Raw genomic sequence first — 21,206 nt, forward strand, 5'->3', positions numbered from 1 at the left:
ACTGAAGTATCTGCAAGTCCTGAAAGGATCTACGGGCTGAAAGCCCGTGGGTTTAAACCAAGCGCTTATTAACTAAATGTCCCAGGTGAATTATAGTAGCCTTTAACAAGTTCATCAATAATCTTTATGGTTTCAGCACGTGTTATTGGATTTTTAGGTTTAAATGTACCATCGGGTAGACCATTGATTGCACCCGCCTGTACCAACGCACCTACAGCACCTTTTGCGTAGCCGCTTATGTCAACTGCATCTTTAAAGTTTTCAGCGCTATTGCTTTCTTTTAGATTAAATACCCGTGCAAGCATGGTAGCAGCGTCCTGTCTTGTAAGCCGTTCATTAGGCAGCGCCATATTTCCAGTAGAGCCTTTAAAGTACCCTGCTTCTCTTGCTTTTAGAAGTTCATCCGCATACCATGCATTAGATGAGACATCTGCAAACTGCTGGTCGGATTTATTCTGAAATCCGAACACTCCATTCAGAATTTTTGCGAATTCAGCTCGTGTAATGTTATTATTTGGTCGGAAAGTCCCATCTTCAAAGCCAGAAATAATGCCTCTAGTTGCCCATTTCACAATCTTTTCGGATGCCCAATGCCCTTGGATGTCCGAGAAGCTTGTACCCTGAGCAAAGGCAGGTACGCCTGAAATAAGCATCAGCGCTACTAAAAGCAGGCTAATACTTTTTTTTAGCGTCCTCTTCATCAAATCTCCTCCCCTAAATAAACTTTTACATAAAAGCACTTAGGAACCCAATAATTTAATTTGTTTAGTTTACAGCTTTCCCCCCCTTTTTTTAAATTTTACATATGTAGAACTTATATATACTGTTTTAACAGTTTTAAAAACTTTACATTGATATTTTTTATTTTTTTATAAAATAGTTTTTATTACCTTTTCCAATATTTACAACGACTTTACAATGACTTCATTTGGGTTGAATTTCGGACAACACCAATGAAATCATTAATATATATTCTTGGATCAATCCGTTCATTCATGATTTTATAAATTTCTTTTAGCTCTCCTACGCTATTATTCTTCTTTCACTTCTTCTGCAAAAGTGATTTTTATAATTTGTATATTATTCCGAAATATTAATCTAACTTTTATTTTTTATAAAATTTTTATCATCCTATTAAATCAAATCTACGGGGGGTATTATTCTATCTTCATTACCTAACTCTATAAGCCATGAAAATATGCAAAAGCATCAATTCACTGTACTCTGTAAAACTCCGGAAATATACCTCTCCCATTTTAAGACATTTTCCCGATCGTTCAGCAGCTTGAACCGTAAGAGCGGGTCTTGATAATCAACTCCGCACACTTTTGCGCGCATGGCGTACTGTTTTAAAAGGTGATAGACGGTGGGCGATGTTTCTAGGACCTTTTTTTCAATGTCAGGGGCGGCAAAATACACGCCCTCTTTTTCGGCTTTTCCGGAAAGTTCGTAAAGGCCTTTACCCGTTAGATTGTCGCCCGGATAATCTATTATCTCCAGCCTGAACCAGGACCACATGGTATGCTCAAAACTGTTCAATTCGCGGATTACTGCCGCCGCATCTTCGTTTTCCCCGGCAAGATACCAGAGCGGCAGGATGTCGCCGCTGTTGAAAAGCCCCTGGAAAAACGCTCCAGCCATGTCTCCGGTAGTCTCTTCAAGGATGTCCGTTAAATTAATCCCCGACCCATTTCTGTTTTTCATGATGCAATTAAGTATCGCATCGCTAACACCGCGATTTTTATAACTGTAATCCTCTACGGCTTTAATTATCAAAGGCGCCTGGGTATAATGGAGAAATTCGGTTTTTCCGGGAGATGATATTATCTCCGCTTCCCTAAGGGGGACTATGGTCAGCAGATACGGATCTTTTAAACGCATATACAGATATCTTTTAAAAAGATTTGAAAAGTAGGCCGGTACATCTATTTTCAGGTCAGCCTTTATCTTGTCCGGCAGGCTATCGAGCGAAACGTTTTCATAATAGGTGGCCAGCCCTTCGTAAAACCACAGTTGGGGAGGCTCGTGGAACCCCCTCGCTTTGACGGTGGAGTCGAAAAATGCGTGAAACATCCGGTGGCCCAGGAGCTGCCAGTCTCTGGCATTTGAGGGGTCAAAGGTGCTGCATATAACATCCGCCCCCGTGCCTCCCATGATGTAGGCGCCATCCGCCGGGTCTTTCCTCAGCAGGACTATGCGGAGGGGCACCCGTGTTTTGAACAGTTTTGAGTAGTAACGGTAGAGGCTTTCAATGCCATCTATCGCTTCCTTGGCGTATTTCAGCCCGCTGCCACTGTCGGCGTATACCACCGGTTTCCCGTCTTCCCCCCCCAGTTTTACCTCAAATTTCCCAAGGGCGAAACCCGCCTGCCTTAAATTGTATATATCCATCCAGGAAGGAGAAACCATTGTCAGTTTGATCCAGCGGTTTTCCAGCTGTTTCTTTCCCCATTCGGGAACAATGGTTTCAAGGCCCGGGCTTTTTTCTATGGAGACGCTTACCCTTTTGAACGCCTTTTTTATTTCCGTATCGCTCCCGGTATAGAACACCTCGGGAAAAATCAGCACCGAATCCCCGTCGAAAACAAAAAGGTCCTCATAAACGCCTCCCTGGTGGCCGTGCTTTCCCATCATCCCCAGTTTGACTTTATATGTCAGATTTAACCCACCGCCGCCCCGGGTTTCCACTTCGACAAAACCGTCTTTTTGCAACACCGCCGGCTTTTCCCCAGCCTCACCGCCGTCCACCCTTAAGCCCCGGCAATTTACGCTTCCCCGGTAGAACCTCATTTTCTTCATCGCCAGGGAAGGGTTTTTTGCCTCCACCCTTACTTCCACCTGCTTTTCAGGAAAGGAAGATACTTTTATATAGTAGTTCAGTTCGGGAGAACTAAAAGACCATCGAAAGTAAAATGCGGCGGCCGCCGCAACGGCTGCCGCAATGACAAAAGCCTTTATTTTCGCCTTATTCATAATTTTTCACCCGCATCGGCATGTATTTCGCCCGTTCCCCACGGCGCAGGCTAACGGCCCGGTCCGGCAGGACCGGGCCGCCCTCAATTTTTCCCACGGCTTTTTTATTGCTCGACAATTTAAATCCTTTATATCCATAATTATAAAAATGAGGGCGGGAAACCCGTCCTCCAGATTTTATGTGCAAAGTCATTCGGTCTTTCCCAGTATCCTGCGGGCAACCAGTACAAGGTCTTCCAGACCCACAATGCCGTTGCAATCGATATCCGCAAGCCGGGCCAGGCTCCAGCCGGCACCGTTTCTGCTCTTACCGTAATGGGAAGCCAGTATCCCCAGGTCTCCCACGCTGAAGGCTCCGTCTCCATTCAAGTCCCCATTGCTGGCGATAAACACGCTTGTCTTCGTGGTAATAGCCTCCAATTCGTTGCCTGCGCCGTCCGCCAGGCGCACCTCCGCCACCGCTATATCTCCCTGGCTTATGCGTTTCGTGCTTGACGGCACATCCTTTGCAATGAACTTCAGGTTAAGCAGATCGGCGTCCTCATCGATGGCGTTTTGCTCTCCCAGGCTCGCCAGGATCAAGCGCACGGTTCCCGGCAGGCCGGTATCCGCCAGATAGCCCAGCCCTTCCCTCAGCTCTTCCGCCTCCACGAATTCAAACAGGTCTTCATCATACGTTATGGTTATATCCTGAGCATATACGCTTCCATACACGCTGTCGGCCACGTTGGTCAGACTGAGTTTTGCGTTGAATTCCCGTCCCGGCCTCACCGCATCGGGCGAGGTCAGCAGGACAACGGGGAGATTCAGTTTCTTCACGGTAAACGCCAGGCGGTTGGATTCCACCGTTACCCCGTCCAGAGTCACCACTGCCCACACCTCGAAACCGTCTATGCCGTCGTCAATGAGTTTTACGGCGCCCGCCACCTGATCAATCTCCACCGCATCTTCACGGTCCGATTTATACACCACCTGGGCCACCGACAGGTCCGCCTGCCGCCCATCCGTCAAAGCGGCCTCCAGCGTCAGTTTTGCGGTTTCTCCCTTCATTAGCTGCGTCCTGTCGGCAGAAATCACCACTTCTTTAAGGTCTGCCTTTGGCGGTGCTATATTTTCAAGAGTCATGGCAAATATCTTTATATAGTCGTTATTGGGGAGTGTGATGGATTCCACCTGCTTGGCCGGGTCCACCGCGATATTGTACATGTATACATATACCGCTGGTTGAGTATCGCCCGAGGCATTATGCCGGTGGTCGATCCTTATCACAACTTTGTCATCCGCCCGCGGATAACACCAGTCGGAAATTGAAACATTTACCGTTTCGCTTGAACCGTCTTCATAATTGATCTTAAATTCGCCCCACCGGCCGCCGGTCGCGTTGGTGGCCGAAGCCAGAAACCGGATATTTGTGGCATTTACCCCGGGCAGGATTATATTCTGGCCGGTGCACTTAATTATGTTCTTTTCCCCATCCCGTTTCGGCCCGAAGGCAAATCCAAAGCCGTCATAAGTTATCTCATCGGGGATATATTCCGCCGGATAGTTCCAGCCAATGCCGTCAAAGTTGCCGTCTTTGCTGTTTTCATCGTAACTCATGGCATCGATGTTATAGTACCCGGTCAGATCCACCTTTGTCTGTACCAGTTTCCTCGGAGTGACGCTCATTTCGTTTGAAAGCCCGCTCCTGCCATAGGGGTTCACCGCCGTGACCGTGAAGAAGTACTCCACGTTGTTTGAAAGACCCGTCACGATGTAAGGGGTATCTTCAACACCGGTTATCACCCGGTCGTATTTGCCGCTTTCGGTGCCGTAGCCGATTTCGTAGTATGATGCGAAGTCCACTTTCTTGAAGTAAACCGTCGCCTTACCGTCGCCAAATGCTATTTTCTCTATTTCCGGCGCTGCCGGAGCCGAAGGCGGCACCGCGTAATTGTCGTTGTACACTTCAAACTCGTATATTCTGGCCACATGCCCCTGATAATCGTCGGCGCTTCCGGCTCTGGTGATATATAGCCTCACGTACCGGCCTCTTATGTTTTCAACCCGGTGGGTCGTGACATCCTCCGTATTACCCGTTACAACCACCGCATCCTGCCAGCCGTCATAATTTGCGTCATTCCAGGCGGCGTCATCGCTGCTGACCTGTATCTTGAAGTCTCTGGTGTTCCAGCTGCTGTTCTCTCCTCCCGCCGCGGCGTGCCGCACCACGAATCTCGTTATATCTCTTTCTTCCCCCAGGTCGACGATCAGCCAGTGAGGTTCATAGCCTGTGGCGCACCACTTGCTGTTGTTTTCCACCGTGCCGTCCACGGCCTTAAAGTCCTGCTCCGTCGCCACAAATCTGTCCGCCTTCACGGGCCTGCCCAGGGCCATATTCAAGGCTCCGGCCACAACCGCCGCCACATCCGACGCCGGTCCCGGATTTCCGGCAAAATCCACGGCGGAAACCATATAGTAATAGGTGCCGTTCCGCGGCAGTTCGTCGGTATAATTCGTCCCTTCAACTTCGGCAACGGCCGTCATATCTGAAAGGTCGGCTTTTGTGGCCCTGTAAACGGTATAATGGGCAATACCCGTATTGTCTTCAGCGGGGTTCCAGCTTAATTCCGCGGTATCATCGGTCATGCCGGATATTTCGACTTTCAGGCCGGTCACCCCGGTGGGGGGCTCCAGGTCTTCGACAGTCGAAGCGCCTCCCCTCACCAGAGACATGGCCGCTATTTTGATGCCGGCGGCATCGGGCAACACCAGGCTTTCCACCGTCTTGGACGGATTCAGCCTGACCTTATAGACAAACAGGAAGCTGTTTTTCAGGATGCTGTCTCCGGCCTCGGAATGATTGTGTGTCATGGGAAGCCCTATTACGTCTTTCGCCACGGCTCTGTTCCACCCGCCGATCCGCGATGTCCAGTTTTTAAACTGAACGTAGATATCGGTTGTGGAAGAATCATCATATTTTACCGTGAAGGTGCCTCCTGATTTGCCCGGTCCGGCCGAAGCTCCCAGGATATACAGGTAGTCGTATGAACCGGCAGGCAGCGAAATTTCCTGGCCGGCGGCCCTGACCATGTTGTCCCGCCCGTCATCCCGGGGCCCCATCTCAAAGGCCACACCCTCACTTATCACTTCATCGGGAATTAGCTCCGCCGCAAACGTGTTCCCCGATCCGTCCAGATCTCCATCCTTTCTATTGGAATTGAAACTCATGCCGTCCAGGTTGTATTCCGAACCCAGGTCGATCCTGGTGACCTCGGGTTTTGTATCAGTATAGAAGGGCTTTTCCAGTTTAACGCGGAAGGTCTTGATTTCATATCTGCCCAGTTGTGCTGTGAGCACTTTGCCGCCGAAGGACGCCGGAGCCGTACCTTCTTCCAGCAGGTTGGTCTCTTCCGCATCTATAATGTTCGCAGCAAATGCTATACTGGCGGTGACTTCTTTACCCTGGGTTTCATACATTCTAACGATGAGGTCATCGCTTTCTTCAGATTTTTTTATAACGGAAATTATCACATTGGGTTTATCCACCGAAAGGAACGAGAATGCGGCTCCCAAATCCCCGGAGTGCGCCGTGGTCTGCATGGCGATCAGAGGATAGTTGAGTTCATAGGCCTTTTGCACCGTACCGGCCTCTCTCCAGTCCCCGCCGTGCGGATAAATGGAGTATGTGAATTCATGTTTTCCCATGTCCGCATTGGGATCGGGCCATTTTGGAGACCTGAGCAGCGAAAGGCGAAGTCTGTTGCCCAGGGCGTCCCATCCGTATTTGCAGTCATTCAATATGCTGACGCCGAAACCGCCTTCCGACATGTCCGCCCACTTGTGGCCGGACACCTCAAATCTTGCCGCATCGAAGCTGTTGTCTCTTGTGGTGGAACGCTCGATGCTGCCGTAACCTATTTCATATGTGGCCTTTGGGGGGTTGACGCTCAATGGAAACGCCACCTTGAGCATCTTGTGGGATTCGTGCCAGTCTACCGTCATGTCCACATCCACTTTATTCATGCCCGCATACAGCGTTATGTCCTGGATAAATTTTGATTTTGACCAGTTTTTTGTGACCCTGATGGTGGCCTTCAACGGCCCTCTTTCCACAACTTCTACAGAAGTTGGATTATCAAGGACTATAGGCTCGGCTTCCATATCGTCCTTATCCACATCCCAGGCGTCCCAGTTTCTGGGTGTGTCTTCGAGGATTTGCAGCTGGTTGCCTTCACCGCCCGAGAATACCTCTTTGCCGTTGACTTTGTCGTAAATCTGTTTTATATTTCCTGTCTTGCTGTTTACTTCTACCCTTAAAAAGCTGTTTTCCATCGTGTAACCCACCACAAGGTCAGTGTCGCTGTAGACGGCTTGCGCCACCGTCATGCCGGCCCCCGCGCCCTCTGTTTTTACATAGTATACCTTGTAGCCCATGGCAGGCACCGCGGCCTTAAACGCTATTTCAACCCGTCTGCCGTTCCGGCTTAAAACCTGCGAATTCGTCTGGTTGCCTTCACTGTCGAAAACTTTGATATATGCGGGCGATTCCGTGGTCAGATTTATTGCAGCCTTTACTATGTCCGTCCTCTCCCAGGAGAGAGGATTGAACACCACCAGAGGTATGCCTTCTTTGCTCGTATCCGCCCTCTGGGCTATGCTTGCAAGAGAATTTTCCAGGGACGACCGGAGCAGATTCAACGCTATTTCTGAGTCGTTCCACGCCCTGTCATATACAGAAGATATCGAGGAGCCGGGGAGTATGTCGTGGAACTGGTTGAGGTTGATCAGTCTCCAGGCTTCGTTTATCTTGTGCCGGGGATATGCCGCTCCTCCCAGCCATTCAGCCATGCTGGCGAATTTTTCCGCCTCTTCGGCCGCTATCTCCGACTTTCTGTTGTATTTTTTCATAGCGGCCTGAGTGGTATATGTTCCCCGGTGGTACTCCAGGTACATTTCGTTATCCCATACGGGCAGCTTACTCACATCACCGGCCGTATCCGCAAAATATTCCGCCGCCGTCTTTAATTTTACAGACGGCATTTCGGGGTCCATGTCGTAGCTCCTGAACAAATCCAGGTTTTGCTGAGTCGGCCCTCCTCCGTGGTCGCCGGCTCCAAATAACGCCATGCTTTTGTTTATATTGATTCTTTTGGGAAAATTGAACGTATTTTTCAACTGATCTTTTGTGTGTATGGTTACATAATCATATGTGGGCTTATACGTGATAAGTTCGCTGCCGTCCAGGCCCCTCCACCTGAAGTACTCGTAGGGGAACTTGTTGGTGTCATTCCAGTTGAGCTTTGTGGTTACAAAATAATCCATTCCGCTTTTTTTGAGTATCTGCGGCACCTGATAAGAAAAGCCGAAAACATCGGGAACCCACCCTATCTTCACGTCTTTCCCGAATTTTTCTCTAAAGTATTTTTTTGCGTACAGGCTCTGCCTCACCAGGGATTCGCCGCCGGAAATGTTGAGATCGGGTTCGATGAGCTGTCCGCCCACGACTTCCCACCGGCCGTTCTCGACCTGTTGCCTAACTCTTTCGTAAAGGTCCGGATAGTACTCTTCCAGCCACATATAATACTGTGAAGCAGACTGAGAATACTTGTAGTCTGGATTTTTATCCATTAAATCCAGCGCTCTCTTGAATGTATCGTGAACTACCTGAACCGTCTCTTCCATGGGCCACAGCCATGCGGCGTCAATGTGGCTGTTGCCCACCATATATGCCGTATCGCTTTTATCGTAGGCGAGCGCCGGACCGCCCCACACTACGTTTAGAAACATACACACCAGTGTAAATACACTTGTGAAACGAAGCAGGCTGTGTTTCACCCCGTTCCCCCCCTTTTTGTCCGGTGAAAATATGTCTATACGTTTTATAATATTTTGATAGAATAAAAGCCCCGCGTCACATAATCATCCCCTCCCCTGACCGGCTATTGAACGAAAATCCGCTCTATATTTTTTATCTTTACGAAATACCTTCCTCTTCGGCTTCCGCCACCTCTTCCACCGGCTTTTTTAAAGCGTTCACGAGGAAGGCTGTAATGACGACGCCGATTAACACCGCCACTATGAACATCAATTTATTGTCCACCACCGGCAGCACAATCGGCCCCCCGTGCGGCGCATGGTCTCCAACCCTGCCGACGGCGGCCACCGCCGCTCCAATGGCCGATCCCACCATGATGGAAGGAATAACCCTCAGCGGGTCGCCGGCTGCAAAGGGTATGGCCCCCTCCGTGATGCCAATCATTCCCATGGCCAGTGCACCGTACCCGGCGTCCCTTTCGGTCCTGGTGTATTTCTTTGGGGCCAGCAGGGTGGCAAGGCCCATTCCGAGCGGCGGAATGCAAATGGCCACCGCCACGGGGCCCATTATCGTATATATTCCCTCCCCGATCATGGCCGCTCCAAACATGAAGGCCACCTTGTTTACCGGGCCGCCCATATCAAAAGCTATCATGGCGCCCATTATCATGGCCAGCACAATGGCGTTGCCGGTGCTCATAGACTTCAGCCAGTTGGTCATGGCTCCCATGGCGCTGCTTATGGGCGTGCCCAGCACATAAATCATTAGAATCCCCACAATGAGTGCCGACAGTATGGGAATGACAAATATGGGCATTATGGGCTTTAAATTCCTGGGGACTTTCCAGCCTTTAATCCACCTGGCGCTGTATCCTGCTAAGAACCCAGCCACTATTCCTCCCAGAAAGCCTGCGCTCAACTGGTTGGCCAGGACGCCGCCCACCAGGCCGGGCGCGATACCGGGTCTGTCCGCTATGCCATACGCAATGTAAGCCGCCAGTACCGGCACCATCATGGAAAAAGCCGCAGCTCCGATTTTCATCATGTTCGCGAGGAACGGATTGGCCACCACCGCTCCCTGGCCTTCTTTAACTCCGCTCAGGGCGATGGAAAAGGCGATAAGCACACCGCCGATGACTACAATGGGAATCATGTAAGAAACACCGGTCATCAAATATTCCCTTACCCGTTTCAATTCGTCTTTCATTATGTTACCCCCTTACCATGCTCAACTTATTTTTATGTCCTTCAAGGCGTCAAAAACCTCTTCCCTGGTTTCGGCCGTCTGCAGCCGCATAACAAAATCGATGTTCATGAGTTTCCGGGACAACTGCTGCAGCAGCTTGAGGTGCAGGTCGCTTACATTCTCCTCGGGCACCCCCAGAAGAAAGATGATGTTTACGGGTTTTCCGTCGAGAGAATCCCAGTCTATGCCTTTTGCGGTCCTCCCGAATACTATCATCGCCTCCTTTACTGCCTTGGATTTTCCATGCGGTATGGCTATTCCATTTCCCACCCCCGTTGTATATGATCTTTCCCTTTCCAGAACGCTTTTTTTAAAATCCTCCAGAGATGTAATCTTCCCCTCCCTGGCGGCGGCTCTCGCCAGCTTGGATATGGCTTCTTCTTTGTCTTCTGCCTCAAGATCTATAAATATAAGATTTTTATTTATGAGCATTACAAAATACCTCCGAAACTCTTACTGCAGGCGCCAGGCTTCTGCCATTTTTGCTGTAAAACAGGTATATGGGCGGTATCACTTTTCGAAGGCCATCTTTACGGCTTCTTCAATTACCAGGCCGGCGTTTTTTATGGCTTTTTGGGCCTCGGTCCTGTAAATGGGTTTGCCCTTAAATCTCGCCTCTTCTTTTACGGCCACATCCGCCGCAAAAATCACCAGGTCCGCTTCGTTTACCTCTTTCTGGGTAATTTTGTTCTCTATGCCGATGGAGCCTTGAGTCTCAACTTTAATTTTGTGGCCGCGCTGCTTTGCGGCTCTTTCCAGCGCCTCCGCGGCCATGTAAGTGTGCGCTATGCCCGTAGGGCACGATGTTACCGCCACGATTTTCATGATTTCGTATTCCTCCTGTTGCTTTCTTAATACGGTTTAAATTGTCGTAACTAAAAAATCAGTTTTATGTCTCGTATTTTATATCACCTCCCTTACCTTACCTGTTAAAGTTCACTTCAATAACGCTTCAATGCACCGGCTCCTTTACATACGGTTTACGGCCCTTTTTATGTCCGCCGGAGTTTTCGCCTGTCTTATACTGTTTAATATCTCATCCTTTTCCAGCATTTTATAGAACCCCCTGAAAAACTTTCTGGTGTGCTTGCTGTCGTCAAATTTGAGAGCCAGATAAAAAATTATGTCCACCGGCTGTTCCCACCAGTCCACCGGTTCCGGCAGTTTTATAATGGAAACGGCCGGTTTCACTACAAATTTGTCGTCGCCGTGGGGTATGGCCACTCCCTTGCCTATGTAAGTGGACGTGATTTTTTCCCTTTCCCGGGCGGCCTTTATAAACTCCGGCCTGACATAACCTCCTTCGCAGAATTTCCTCCCCACCTCGTCTATAACTTCCTCTTTTGTGAGGAAAAATTTGTTACAAAAAATCAATTCATCACAAAAAAGGCTGCCCGCCAACAAGTGCGGCAAATCATTATCCCGCGCTTCGCCCCTCTCACTGTTCAGCCCGCCTATCATGCCTTTTATTTTCGCGATATCCTGCCGGGTTATAAGGGGGGAGACCACCACCACGGGGACATCTCTCAATTTCACAGGGATTGTGGATATTACCAGCTCTATGTTTTTGTATTTTCCCAGCGCCGCATCCACCGTGGAAAGCGAGGCCACGTCAACGATATTTATCTCCTGAAATATCCTTTGCAGCCTTGAATGCATCAACTGGGCTGTGCCTATGCCGCTGGAACAAACGACCAGCACGTTCTTGGGCGGTGTTGCCCTGTTTATGGCCGCCCCCAGGTGCATGGCCAGGTAACCCACTTCTTCCTCGGTAATTTTTACCCCCAGATGTTTTTCTATAATTCCTGCGGCTATCCACGCCACCCCGTATACCGAGGTGTAATTTTCTTTTATCTGCCCCAGAATCGGGTTGTGAAGGTTCATGCCGTATTTAATCCGGTTGATTACCGGCCTCAGGTGCAGTGCCAGCCCCGTCACAAGCATTTTGTCTTCGGACAGGTTCACTCCGAATATGTTCTCGGCGACTTTGATTATTTCATATACGGTATCCATCAGAGACCTGTCAAAATTTTTCATAATTTCCTCGACATTCTTTTGCTCCAGCGGGAGCCTTCTTTCAATTTTTGCCCCCAGTATATGCAGAGAGATGTAGCCTATCTCGCCCGGCGGAACCTTTACGGCAAAATCCTGCTCCAGCCTTCCGGCAATCATCCGAGCAATCCTGTACTCTTCCGTATTCGCCAGGTTTTTCAACTGCTCTTCGGACATTTTGATATCCTTTTTTTCCCTGAGTCGCCGGATGCTTATCACCAGATGAACTATCAGCGCCGTGTATGTCTCCTCAATGAAATGACAGTTCATAATCTTTTCGGCTTCGAGGATTATCCTCTCTATTCGCTGCACATCTATACCCGGGAACATTTTGACCAGCTGGATGTAATTACTGGAGTCCAGCCTGTTGTCCAGGGGTTTGATAAAATATTCATTCACAAGGCCATGCAATTCGCTGTTTTGAAGCCTGTTCATCAAAAAGTCCGCAATAGCTTTTCTCCAGCTCTCTTCCTCGCCGGCCACTTCCATACCGTAATTGGGTTTCCGCACCAGACGCAGCCCGTGTTTTGAGAGCCATTTTTCCACATTGGCAAGGTCCTTGTATATGGTCACCCTGCTTACTTCCAGGTCGTCGGCCAGTTCCTGGGTGGTTATGTTTTTATTGATCTGAAGGAGCCTGGAGATTATGTACATCTCCCTCGCATGGGGATCATGAGGATCTATCCGGTTGAGCTGATCCTTTTTCAATCTGTCCAGCAGGAGTTCCACCAGCTCCGGCGGTCCTTCAAGGTAGACCCCGTATCCCCGCTTTTTTACCAGTTTTACGTTGTATTTTGTCAGCCAATTTTGCAGCCTGTCCAGGTCCATTTGTACCGTCTTGGAAGAAACCCCGAGTTCTTTCCCCAGCTGTGCAGTGGTGACAGGCCCTTTATTGTTAACCAGAATTTTTAAAATCTCTTTCCGGCGTGATTGAGAAGCCAGCATAAACAACCCCACCTGTCGGTGCAAATGGCACCCGTATTGATAACCTTCGTCCGGTTAATACCATTTTATCACATATTTTCCCATAATTAGAAAATTATACTTCCTCAACTAAAGTATGATTTTTACCTATTTTCTTTACGACCGGCCGTGCCAAAAAACAGGGGCGCTCTGTCTTTACAGACGCCCTCAATTTTTGCAGCTTACAGTAGGCCCGTGCCGGTAAGCAGTCTGTATACCATAACCGCCGCCTGCGCCCTTGTGGCGTTTCGCAGGGGCTCAAATCTCTGCGGTGTAAGGCCCGTAACAATTCCCAATTTGTTGGCCGCCATTACGGCCTGTTTGGCCCATGGACTTATCCTGTCTACGTCTTTAAATTGAACAGCACCCGATGCCAGAGACCTGCAGTCTTTTCCGGTAATGTAACCGTAAGCTCTTATAATCATTACCGCCATCTGCTCCCGGGTTATCCCGGCGTCAGGAGCGAATCTGCCATCCCCCACACCGTTCACCAGCCCGGCTCCGGCCGCCGCCATAATACCATCGTAATACCATGCACCGGGAGCCACATCCGAAAACCGTGTCGACCCGCTTTCGCCGGCCCGGAGTCCCAGAGCGTTTACCAGCATGGTGGCAAACTGGGCGCGTGTAACCCGGCCTTCCGGCATGAACTTGCCGCCGGTCATGCCCTTAACGATGTATTTGGCAGCCATGAGCTCTATGCTTTCTCTGGCCCAGTGCCCCTGAATGTCCTCAAATGTTTTATCGTTTTCCATTACTGTGTAAAAAGAGAGGCTGCCGGTGTAAAACTCCACCATGCCGCCGGCCGGCACCGCCTTGCTGCGCCTGTATTCCCATTGACCTGTTTCTTGATTGTACCTGTATACATTCACCTTCCTGATGTCTCTTATTTTCGCCGCCTCGCTGCCTGAGTATTTAAAATATCCCTTTATTGCCTGATTTGAAAAATCGGCCACGCTGACGGATTTACCCCCGGCTTCGGCCCGGATGGATATATCCAGTACTTTGCCGATGGGATTCAGGCTGTCCTCAGTCCGCCTCGCCCTGGCCAGGAGTTCTTCCGCACCGCCGCCGGGAACCAGCCTGACCGCGATTGAAAACTGCATGTCAAGCAAACCTGTTCCCAGCTGAGAGGCAAACTTCTCTACACTCATCTCTTTGACGGGTATCGCCAGTTCTACCTTATCGTTCTTCAACGTTAACGTGACGTTTTTTGCCGACATCAATTGAACCGATTGGGCGGGTAAAATTACATTGGTCTCGTCCGCCGGTTCGTCAATGGCCAGCTGTATATTTTTTACCTGCGCGTTTTCCAGAGCCTGTTTTACGGCATCGAACCCCACATGCACATCGACTTTTGTGACGCCGCCGGCACCGCTGGATTTGCTTATTTGCAAAAGTTCGCTGATGTCTGCCGTATCCTCCGTATTTGACACAGTCTGTCCAGGGGCGGAAGTCCCGTTTTTGCCGCTTTCGCCACTGCCTCCGCCGCTGCTTTCACCGCCGTCTTCTGTCACGGTGACATTGCACGTATCGGTTTTGTTTCCGTCCACCGTTGTAACAGTTATGACCGCCGTCCCGGCGGCTCTGGCGGTCACCAGACCGCCGGCACCCACCGACGCCACGGCACTGTTGCTCGACTTCCACGTGACCCTTTTGTCCGCGGCGTCTTCCGGATATACCGTGGCTTTCAACGTCCGTGTCTGCCCCACCTTCAGAGTCAGGCTGGAGGTGTCGAGCCTTACCCCGGTTACCCTGACCGGCGGTTGTTCATGCGGTTGTTCAGAAAGCACATCTACCGATAGACTTTTATTCACAGTAAACGTGTCGGACCCCACATCGTCTCCAGCCTTTAAATAGGCGACTTCGACTTTTCCCAGTGAAATTTGGGCCCGCCCCGCACCTTTTGCCTCAAAAACAAAGGTGCACAGGGTCATATCCCCGCTGGACAGCGCGACGTCTCCTATCTTTGTAAAGGCGTAAATGACGGTGTTGCCTTCTTCTTTCTTAAGGTCAAAACCTCTTCCGGCATCCGGCAGTTCTGTTTTAACATCTTTCAGCCGCAGTTTATCCGTGTCGTAGGTCAGTGTGACTTCAAACCCGTAGAGGCTCTCTATGTCCCTGCCATCTATAACGACGTTGAATGTATCGCCGATTTTCACCTCTTCCGGGCCCGTCATTTCGAAATTCGTCCCCTGAGCCCGGGCGCCGCCCGCCGGCAGCAGACCGAACAGTAAAATAAACGCCATAAGAATTGTAAATGCCTTTCGCATACCCCTCTCCCTTCCCGGATTTTTATTTGAACACAAAACTGTCATTTAGGCTGCAATGCGTTCTTGACTAACCCCCCCTTCCTTTTACTTTTTCGCCTTCCCTGCTCATGAAGCTACGGTTTCTCAGCACCACGCCCTTTCTTTCCCGACACGACATCTTTCGACCAATTTTTTGGCAAATTATTCCTGTCTTCTGTGTAATATTCTTTATACTTTGTTAAATTCCTTTCTTTTGATAATTCCCTTTATTTTACTTATCTGTATTTAAATATGTAACAATGTCCGAATCCGTACGATTTCAGGTATTTGCCATTTTTTATATAAGCTTTCACATGGCATGGGGACTTTACACATCTGTTGCAAAGCTTATTTCACCCCGGCTGAACCTCATACTAAAGTTTTCAACTTTACGCACATATGCCTGTTGCAAAGCCTGAGTTATGCCGACCGGCACCGTTATCCCCTTCAAAGTTTGCCGCATATATACCTGTTGTAAAGCCTGTAAATCATCACCGCCGTCTCAGCTCTTGTGGCATTGCCCCTGGGGTTTATCATGTTGCCGCTGCCCTGAATGATCCCTTCCTTTATCAGGGTGGCTACCCCTTCTACGGCGTAGCCGGCCACTTGCGAAGCGTCAGCAAAGGAACTCAGGTCAGCTGCCGTTCCGGTGGTAGAAATCTTCTTTGCTACTTTCAGGGCTCTTGCCACCAGAACCATCATGTCCTGCCTGGATATCTGGGCTCTGGGATTGAAGCGGTTGTCTCCGGTGCCGGTGGCTATGCCGAGTTTCCTGGCTATCCCCACGGCTTCGTAGTAGTAGTCCGCGGGCTTTACGTCGGCAAAGTTGGTGTCTATTTCTGCCGTAAGGCCCAGGGTTTTTACCAGAAGCATCATGAAGTCCGCCCGGGTGATGTTGTTTTGGGGGCTGTATGTGGTGGCTGATGTGCCGTTGATGATGCCCTTTGAGGCCATTACTTCTATTTGTTTTCTGGCCCACGGGTAGTTTTGTATGTCGTCAAAGGTCTTTTTGACAAAGGTTACCGCATAGCTGCTGAAATGGGTTGTGGTGAAGGTGACTTTTCCTGCGGCGGGATTGTATCTTCCGCTGGGCACGGGGGTTATCCGGCCCCGGTCGTCGATGTACCATACCACTATGTGTTCGTGGTCCCGTAATTCTTCCTGTGTTGGAGTGTAGCTAATCTCTACATCCACCGGCGCATTCGGGTTGTTCCAGGATATTTCTTTTCCTCCGGATTCTGCCGTCAGTTCCACTATCGGTCTTGGGCCTATTTTCTGTCTGAGGTCTTCTTTTAGTTCTGTATTTTGTACAGACCTTATGCCGAGCCGGACGGTGGAGCCTCCAAGGTCGCCGCTCCGGAACATGTTACCCGGTACGGTCATGTTGCCTCTGGGGGTGTCAAGTTGTATTTTTATGTTTGAGTTGTGGGATAGTATTTCTGAAGGCAGTTCCACCACATAGCCGGTGGCATCTTTTACTTCGGAAACTTTAATTACTATCTTTTTTACTCCATCTTCGTCTTCTACGGCCTGTTCTATGGCTTGCTGTATGGTGTCTTTGTTTACGCTGGCATAAGCAAGACCGGTCCCTTTTTCCAGGATTGATTTTGTTTCTATAAGTACGCTTCCATCGGATTGGAGCTGGCCCGGTCCATGTGGTGTCACAGGCTTCTGAGCCGCTCCGCCTCCACCCCCACCGCTGCTTTTGGGTGTGACTGTTACGGTGCAGCTTGCAGTTTTCCCGCCGTCTTCGGTGGTGACGGTGATGACGGCTGTTCCTACGGCTTTGGCTGTCACCAAGCCGTTGTCGACGGTGGCTATACTGCTGTCGCTGGATGTCCAGGTTACGTTTTTGTTGGCGGCATCGGGCGGATATACGGTGGCTGTCAGTTTGTATGTGCCACCTACTTGCAGGCTCAGGCTGGTTTTGTCCAGTGTTACTCCGGTTACTCTTATGATTTCCGATGTTTTTGTTACGGTAAAGGTTTTGGTGTCTATGGTGGACCCTTCCCCAACTATGACCGTGTATGTTCCTTCGATGGCGTCTTGGGGAAGGGTAAATTTGTCTTCAAAAGGACTGCCTTTCAGAACATTTACATACATTACTGTTTTGTTGGGCCTTAATACTTTGACGGTGACTTCGTCCAGTGTGGTGGTGCCGGATATGGTTACTTCTTCTCCGGGTTTTTTGTCCGAAATGGGGTTCAATGTTACAGCTCCATCAGCCAGGGCGTATGCAGGCAGTAATGTTATCAGTAAGATTATGGCGGTGAGAAGGGCTGTTATTCGCTTTTTCACGGTATCATTCCTTTCTTTATGTTTTTTAGCCAGGGTGACGGCACTTTTTATCAGGTGCCGTCACCTTTTTTGGGTTATTGCAGTTCTACCGGTTCTGCCAGGCTCTTGGGTGCAGTGATGTCGCTGTTGAATTGGTCAAATACAAAGGCTTTTACTCTGTAGGCGCTGTTTTCCGGATCGATTACGTTGAAGTGGGCTATGACTTCTTCTTCTGTCAGTATGTCTTTTTCCACGGCTATTATGCTTACGGGTGTGGTGTCTTTCATGAGCTGGAAGAGTACTGCCTCTTTGCCTTCGTGGGTTGCTATGCCTTCCACGGGTTTTACTTTTACTGCAGCTTTAATGCCGGTTGCCCTGTCGAGTTTGCCGTCGGTGATGAGGGTGAAGGGTTTTTCGGGTTGTTTTTGTTCAAGGCTGTCGATGGCTTGCTGTAAGTCTGATAAGGCTTTATCTACCTGCTCCTGGGTTGCGTCAGGATCATTGTATACCGTTTTTGCCTTGCCTAAAGCCTCCTGGAGTTTCGCCCAGGATTCAGGGGTATAGTCTTCTTCGTTGAGGTTTTCTGCATATTCTATCTTTGCTGCAAGTTGAGTCCTGTCTACTATGGGCGGTTGTGGAGTGACCTGGATGGTTTTGCCTGAGGTCGCAGCCTCGATTACACCGCCTTCGGGAGCGGTGCCCAGTTCGGCTTTTGTAATCTTCACGGTGCCCGTCGCCGTATCGCCGACGTCTTTTGCTTTGAATGTTATATTGAACAGTGCTACATCATCACCTTCCATGCCCCGGGTGCTTGCCAGCAGTATTCTCACTCTGCCGGGCTCTTCTTCATACACCGCCGCTATTATTATGTCGCCGCCGGCCTCTTCGCAGGTTGTAAGTTCAAACAGGTCTTCGTCGTATTCCACCGTTATGTCTGCGGCGTATACGCTGGCGTATACAGTGTCGGTAACGCTTTTTAGTTTTATGGTTTCGGTAAATTCAGACCCCGATGTCACCGTGTCGGGTCCTGTTATCGTCACCAGAGGCGCACAGGTAACTCTGGCATCCGCCCAATCAGCGTGGTCATAGTTCTTATCGTCACCGCCATCTGTCACGACAAGCTTTAATACATTGACACCGGTTATGTCCACATCGACAGTCCTGGCTGCCATATCACCCGTCATTAAACCACTGTCCCATATTTTCTGCCCATCAGCCCAAACCTGAAATACAACAGAACCCCTATTTCCTACTTCATCGTCTATGCCAACTTGAGCGCTAAATTTAGTACATTTGCCGCCCAAATAATACTCTATTGTAGAAGGTGCGTGGGTACCCAGACCTTTAGTAAAGGTCACACCGTTTATAGTAATGGCTTTACCATCTCCCTGTTTATTTCCACCAATACTCATATCTTTTTCGACCGGCCCCCAGCCGCTTGCAGCACCAAGCCATGGTAAATCACTTAAATATGAATCTTTTGATGGCGGTGATGGCGGGACACGCACCTGGATATCTGATTGTTCCTGACCCTCAATAGACTCATCACCATATTTATAGGTGGCTATTACTTTAATATCAGCTAAGCCTACAGGAGCATCATTCGGCGGGATAACATTACAAATTAAACTAATCGATTTTCCCGCAGGAAGTTCAGGATAACCGGTGGGTGCTGCATCGCTGATAGCCCAACCGTTTGGAAGCTGTATATCAATATCAACATCCTTTATCGGTATTATGCCATTGTTGGCAAGATTAACCGTTATTTTATTGTTTTCACCCGGCGTAATAAAACCTTCGTAAGACAAAGTGAGATTTAAAGCCGGTTTTACATTGTTTACTTGATCAGGGGTTGATGGATGAACTCTGTACATTGCCACGCCATGTGGTTCTACAGTAGCGGTTATAGTACCGCTCGATGCAAAATCTGTATGTTTCCATAAATCACGGAGCACATATACAGGAGCATCGGACAAACCCAGTTCCTCAGCATTTACACTGATGGCGGCAGCCGTCTCCCCTCGATTGAAAAGCACTACTGCCCTATCTCCATTGGCCAATTCTCTGACCCACACTTCCTGGTCTCCATCATCGCGGAACTTATATCCCTGTTTCCCCAAGGGGTCCTGGTCGACCGCTATCACTTCTTTGTTCAACAATATTTCCTTTGTGGCCTCAGACATATTGCGGATGTCATTGCCCGCCAGTAAGGGAGCGGCCAGTATGCTCCAAAGGCTAAAGTGCGAACGGTACTCCGTGTCGGTCATACCGCCATTGCCGACTTCGAGCATATCAGGGTCATTCCAGTGCCCGGGCCCTGCGTATACCTCAAGACCGACTTGCCTGTCTAAAATGTTCACCATACTGCTCCAGTTATCAGATATATCACCGGTAGTACGCCACAGATGCCCTACTTCCGCGCCCCAGAGCCATGGTTTGTTAGACCCCCACTCACAAATACTAAAAACAATGGGGCGGCCGGTTTTTTTCAGGGCATCTCTCATTCTGATGTACTGTTGTTTTGCGGCGTCCACACTCGTCAAAGGGCAGTAGAACTTTATTGTATTGTCTCCTGCTTTTAAATCTACCGTTACTTCATAAGTGCGGACGGTATTCCAGTCGTTTCCTCCACCCGGCAAGTCATATCTCATGCCTTCCGCTCCATTAACGCTTACATAAAGCGGTCGCTTTTCATCGCCGTTTATATAGTAGATCGTCATTTTATAACCGCCACTTTCCGGCACATTTATTTTGTTGAATTGTACCTCACCATCGTTGTTGCCTATATAACCAACCTTGTATCCTCCGGAGCATGTACTTGAAGCACTTTTAGTTGCCCTGCCGGATATTGTATTATCGGGGGACTCGGCTTCATAAGAAAGCCGGTTGTCTCCCACCTGTATGGTTATCTTATCCAGGTCCGGCGCATAATAATAAGAGTCATCCAGACCGTTGTAACACCAGTCATATTTTAAGTAATCAACTCCCCACTCTGCAAACTTAGCCGCATCCCTCTCTTCATTGCCAAGGCTTGCTGGAAGCCCCTGGCAGGTCTTTGTACCGTTTGAAGAATAAATCCCCAGTTTTAAACCCTTGCTGTGAACGTAATCAGCTATATATTTGATGCCATGGGGAAACCTTACAGGGTCAGCCTGGAGGTCTCCGTTTGCATCTCTGGCGGGCGCCATCCAGCAGTCGTCGATGTTCACATATATGTACCCGGCGTCTTTCATACCGGACTCAACCATGGCGTCTGCCGTCTGTAGAATTAATTCCTCATTTATATTGCAGTGAAATTTATTCCAGCTGTTCCACCCCATGGGCGGAGTCAGGGCCAATCCGTCGTCGAGGGCGTACATCCTGGAAGTCAATTTATCCATTGGCCATGAAGGAAGAAACTGGGCGAATACGAGCACAAGCACCATAAGCAATACCTTAACTCTGCGCATAAAAACCCTCCTTTTTTTACTTTAAAAACTGGATATCGCACCTTCATAAATATTAATTTTTGTGAGATTTTACCATTACATCGAAGGTCTTCTCATTGATTTTGCTATGGAAGGTAGGTTGCCCACCCTCCATAGCGATTTTTTTGTCTTTTCCGATAC

11 protein-coding genes are annotated in these 21,206 nt (G+C 49.2%); all 11 read right to left on the reverse strand.

Features of this window, described 5'->3' with window-relative positions:
• Window positions 1-68: 68 nt before the first annotated feature.
• Window positions 69-701: an S-layer homology domain-containing protein gene (locus ACKX14_RS13990; protein ID WP_422448697.1), complete on the reverse strand. Its 633-nt coding sequence runs from the start codon at window positions 699-701 to the stop codon at window positions 69-71.
• Between the two features lie 508 nt (window positions 702-1,209).
• Window positions 1,210-2,973, reverse strand: a complete 1,764-nt coding sequence (locus tag ACKX14_RS13995; protein ID WP_422448699.1) for a hypothetical protein — start codon at window positions 2,971-2,973, stop codon at window positions 1,210-1,212.
• A complete protein-coding gene (locus ACKX14_RS14000; RefSeq protein ID WP_422448701.1) occupies window positions 2,966-3,091 on the reverse strand; it encodes a hypothetical protein in 126 nt (41 codons plus the stop codon). Before ACKX14_RS14000 ends, ACKX14_RS13995 begins: the two co-directional genes overlap by 8 nt.
• 71 nt (window positions 3,092-3,162) lie before the next feature.
• Complete coding sequence (locus ACKX14_RS14005) at window positions 3,163-8,790, reverse strand: glycoside hydrolase family 38 N-terminal domain-containing protein (RefSeq protein WP_422448703.1); 5,628 nt, start codon at window positions 8,788-8,790, stop codon at window positions 3,163-3,165.
• A gap of 139 nt (window positions 8,791-8,929) precedes the next feature.
• Entirely contained in the window at window positions 8,930-9,976 is a 1,047-nt protein-coding gene (locus tag ACKX14_RS14010) for a PTS fructose transporter subunit IIC (RefSeq protein WP_422448706.1), read from the reverse strand.
• Between the two features lie 21 nt (window positions 9,977-9,997).
• The gene (locus tag ACKX14_RS14015) at window positions 9,998-10,447 is read right to left on the reverse strand and encodes a PTS sugar transporter subunit IIA (protein ID WP_422448708.1); all 450 of its coding nucleotides are present in this window, start codon (window positions 10,445-10,447) and stop codon (window positions 9,998-10,000) included.
• A 78-nt stretch (window positions 10,448-10,525) separates the two neighbouring features.
• On the reverse strand, window positions 10,526-10,840 hold the full coding sequence (locus tag ACKX14_RS14020; RefSeq protein WP_422448710.1) for a PTS fructose transporter subunit IIB: 315 nt from the start codon (window positions 10,838-10,840) through the stop codon (window positions 10,526-10,528).
• Between the two features lie 144 nt (window positions 10,841-10,984).
• Window positions 10,985-13,012, reverse strand: coding sequence for a BglG family transcription antiterminator (locus ACKX14_RS14025; RefSeq protein WP_422448711.1), 2,028 nt, complete (start codon window positions 13,010-13,012; stop codon window positions 10,985-10,987).
• 200 nt (window positions 13,013-13,212) lie between these two features.
• Window positions 13,213-15,303, reverse strand: a complete 2,091-nt coding sequence (locus ACKX14_RS14030) for an S-layer homology domain-containing protein (protein ID WP_422448713.1) — start codon at window positions 15,301-15,303, stop codon at window positions 13,213-13,215.
• Window positions 15,304-15,768: 465 nt separating this feature from the next.
• Window positions 15,769-17,619, reverse strand: coding sequence for an S-layer homology domain-containing protein (locus ACKX14_RS14035; protein ID WP_422448715.1), 1,851 nt, complete (start codon window positions 17,617-17,619; stop codon window positions 15,769-15,771).
• A 74-nt stretch (window positions 17,620-17,693) separates the two neighbouring features.
• Complete coding sequence (locus tag ACKX14_RS14040; protein WP_422448717.1) at window positions 17,694-21,047, reverse strand: NPCBM/NEW2 domain-containing protein; 3,354 nt, start codon at window positions 21,045-21,047, stop codon at window positions 17,694-17,696.
• Window positions 21,048-21,206 lie beyond the last annotated feature (159 nt).

This window comes from Thermorhabdus hydrogeniformans (assembly GCF_049310025.1).
GTDB lineage: Bacteria > Bacillota > Thermosediminibacteria > Thermosediminibacterales > Tepidanaerobacteraceae > JBJYKD01.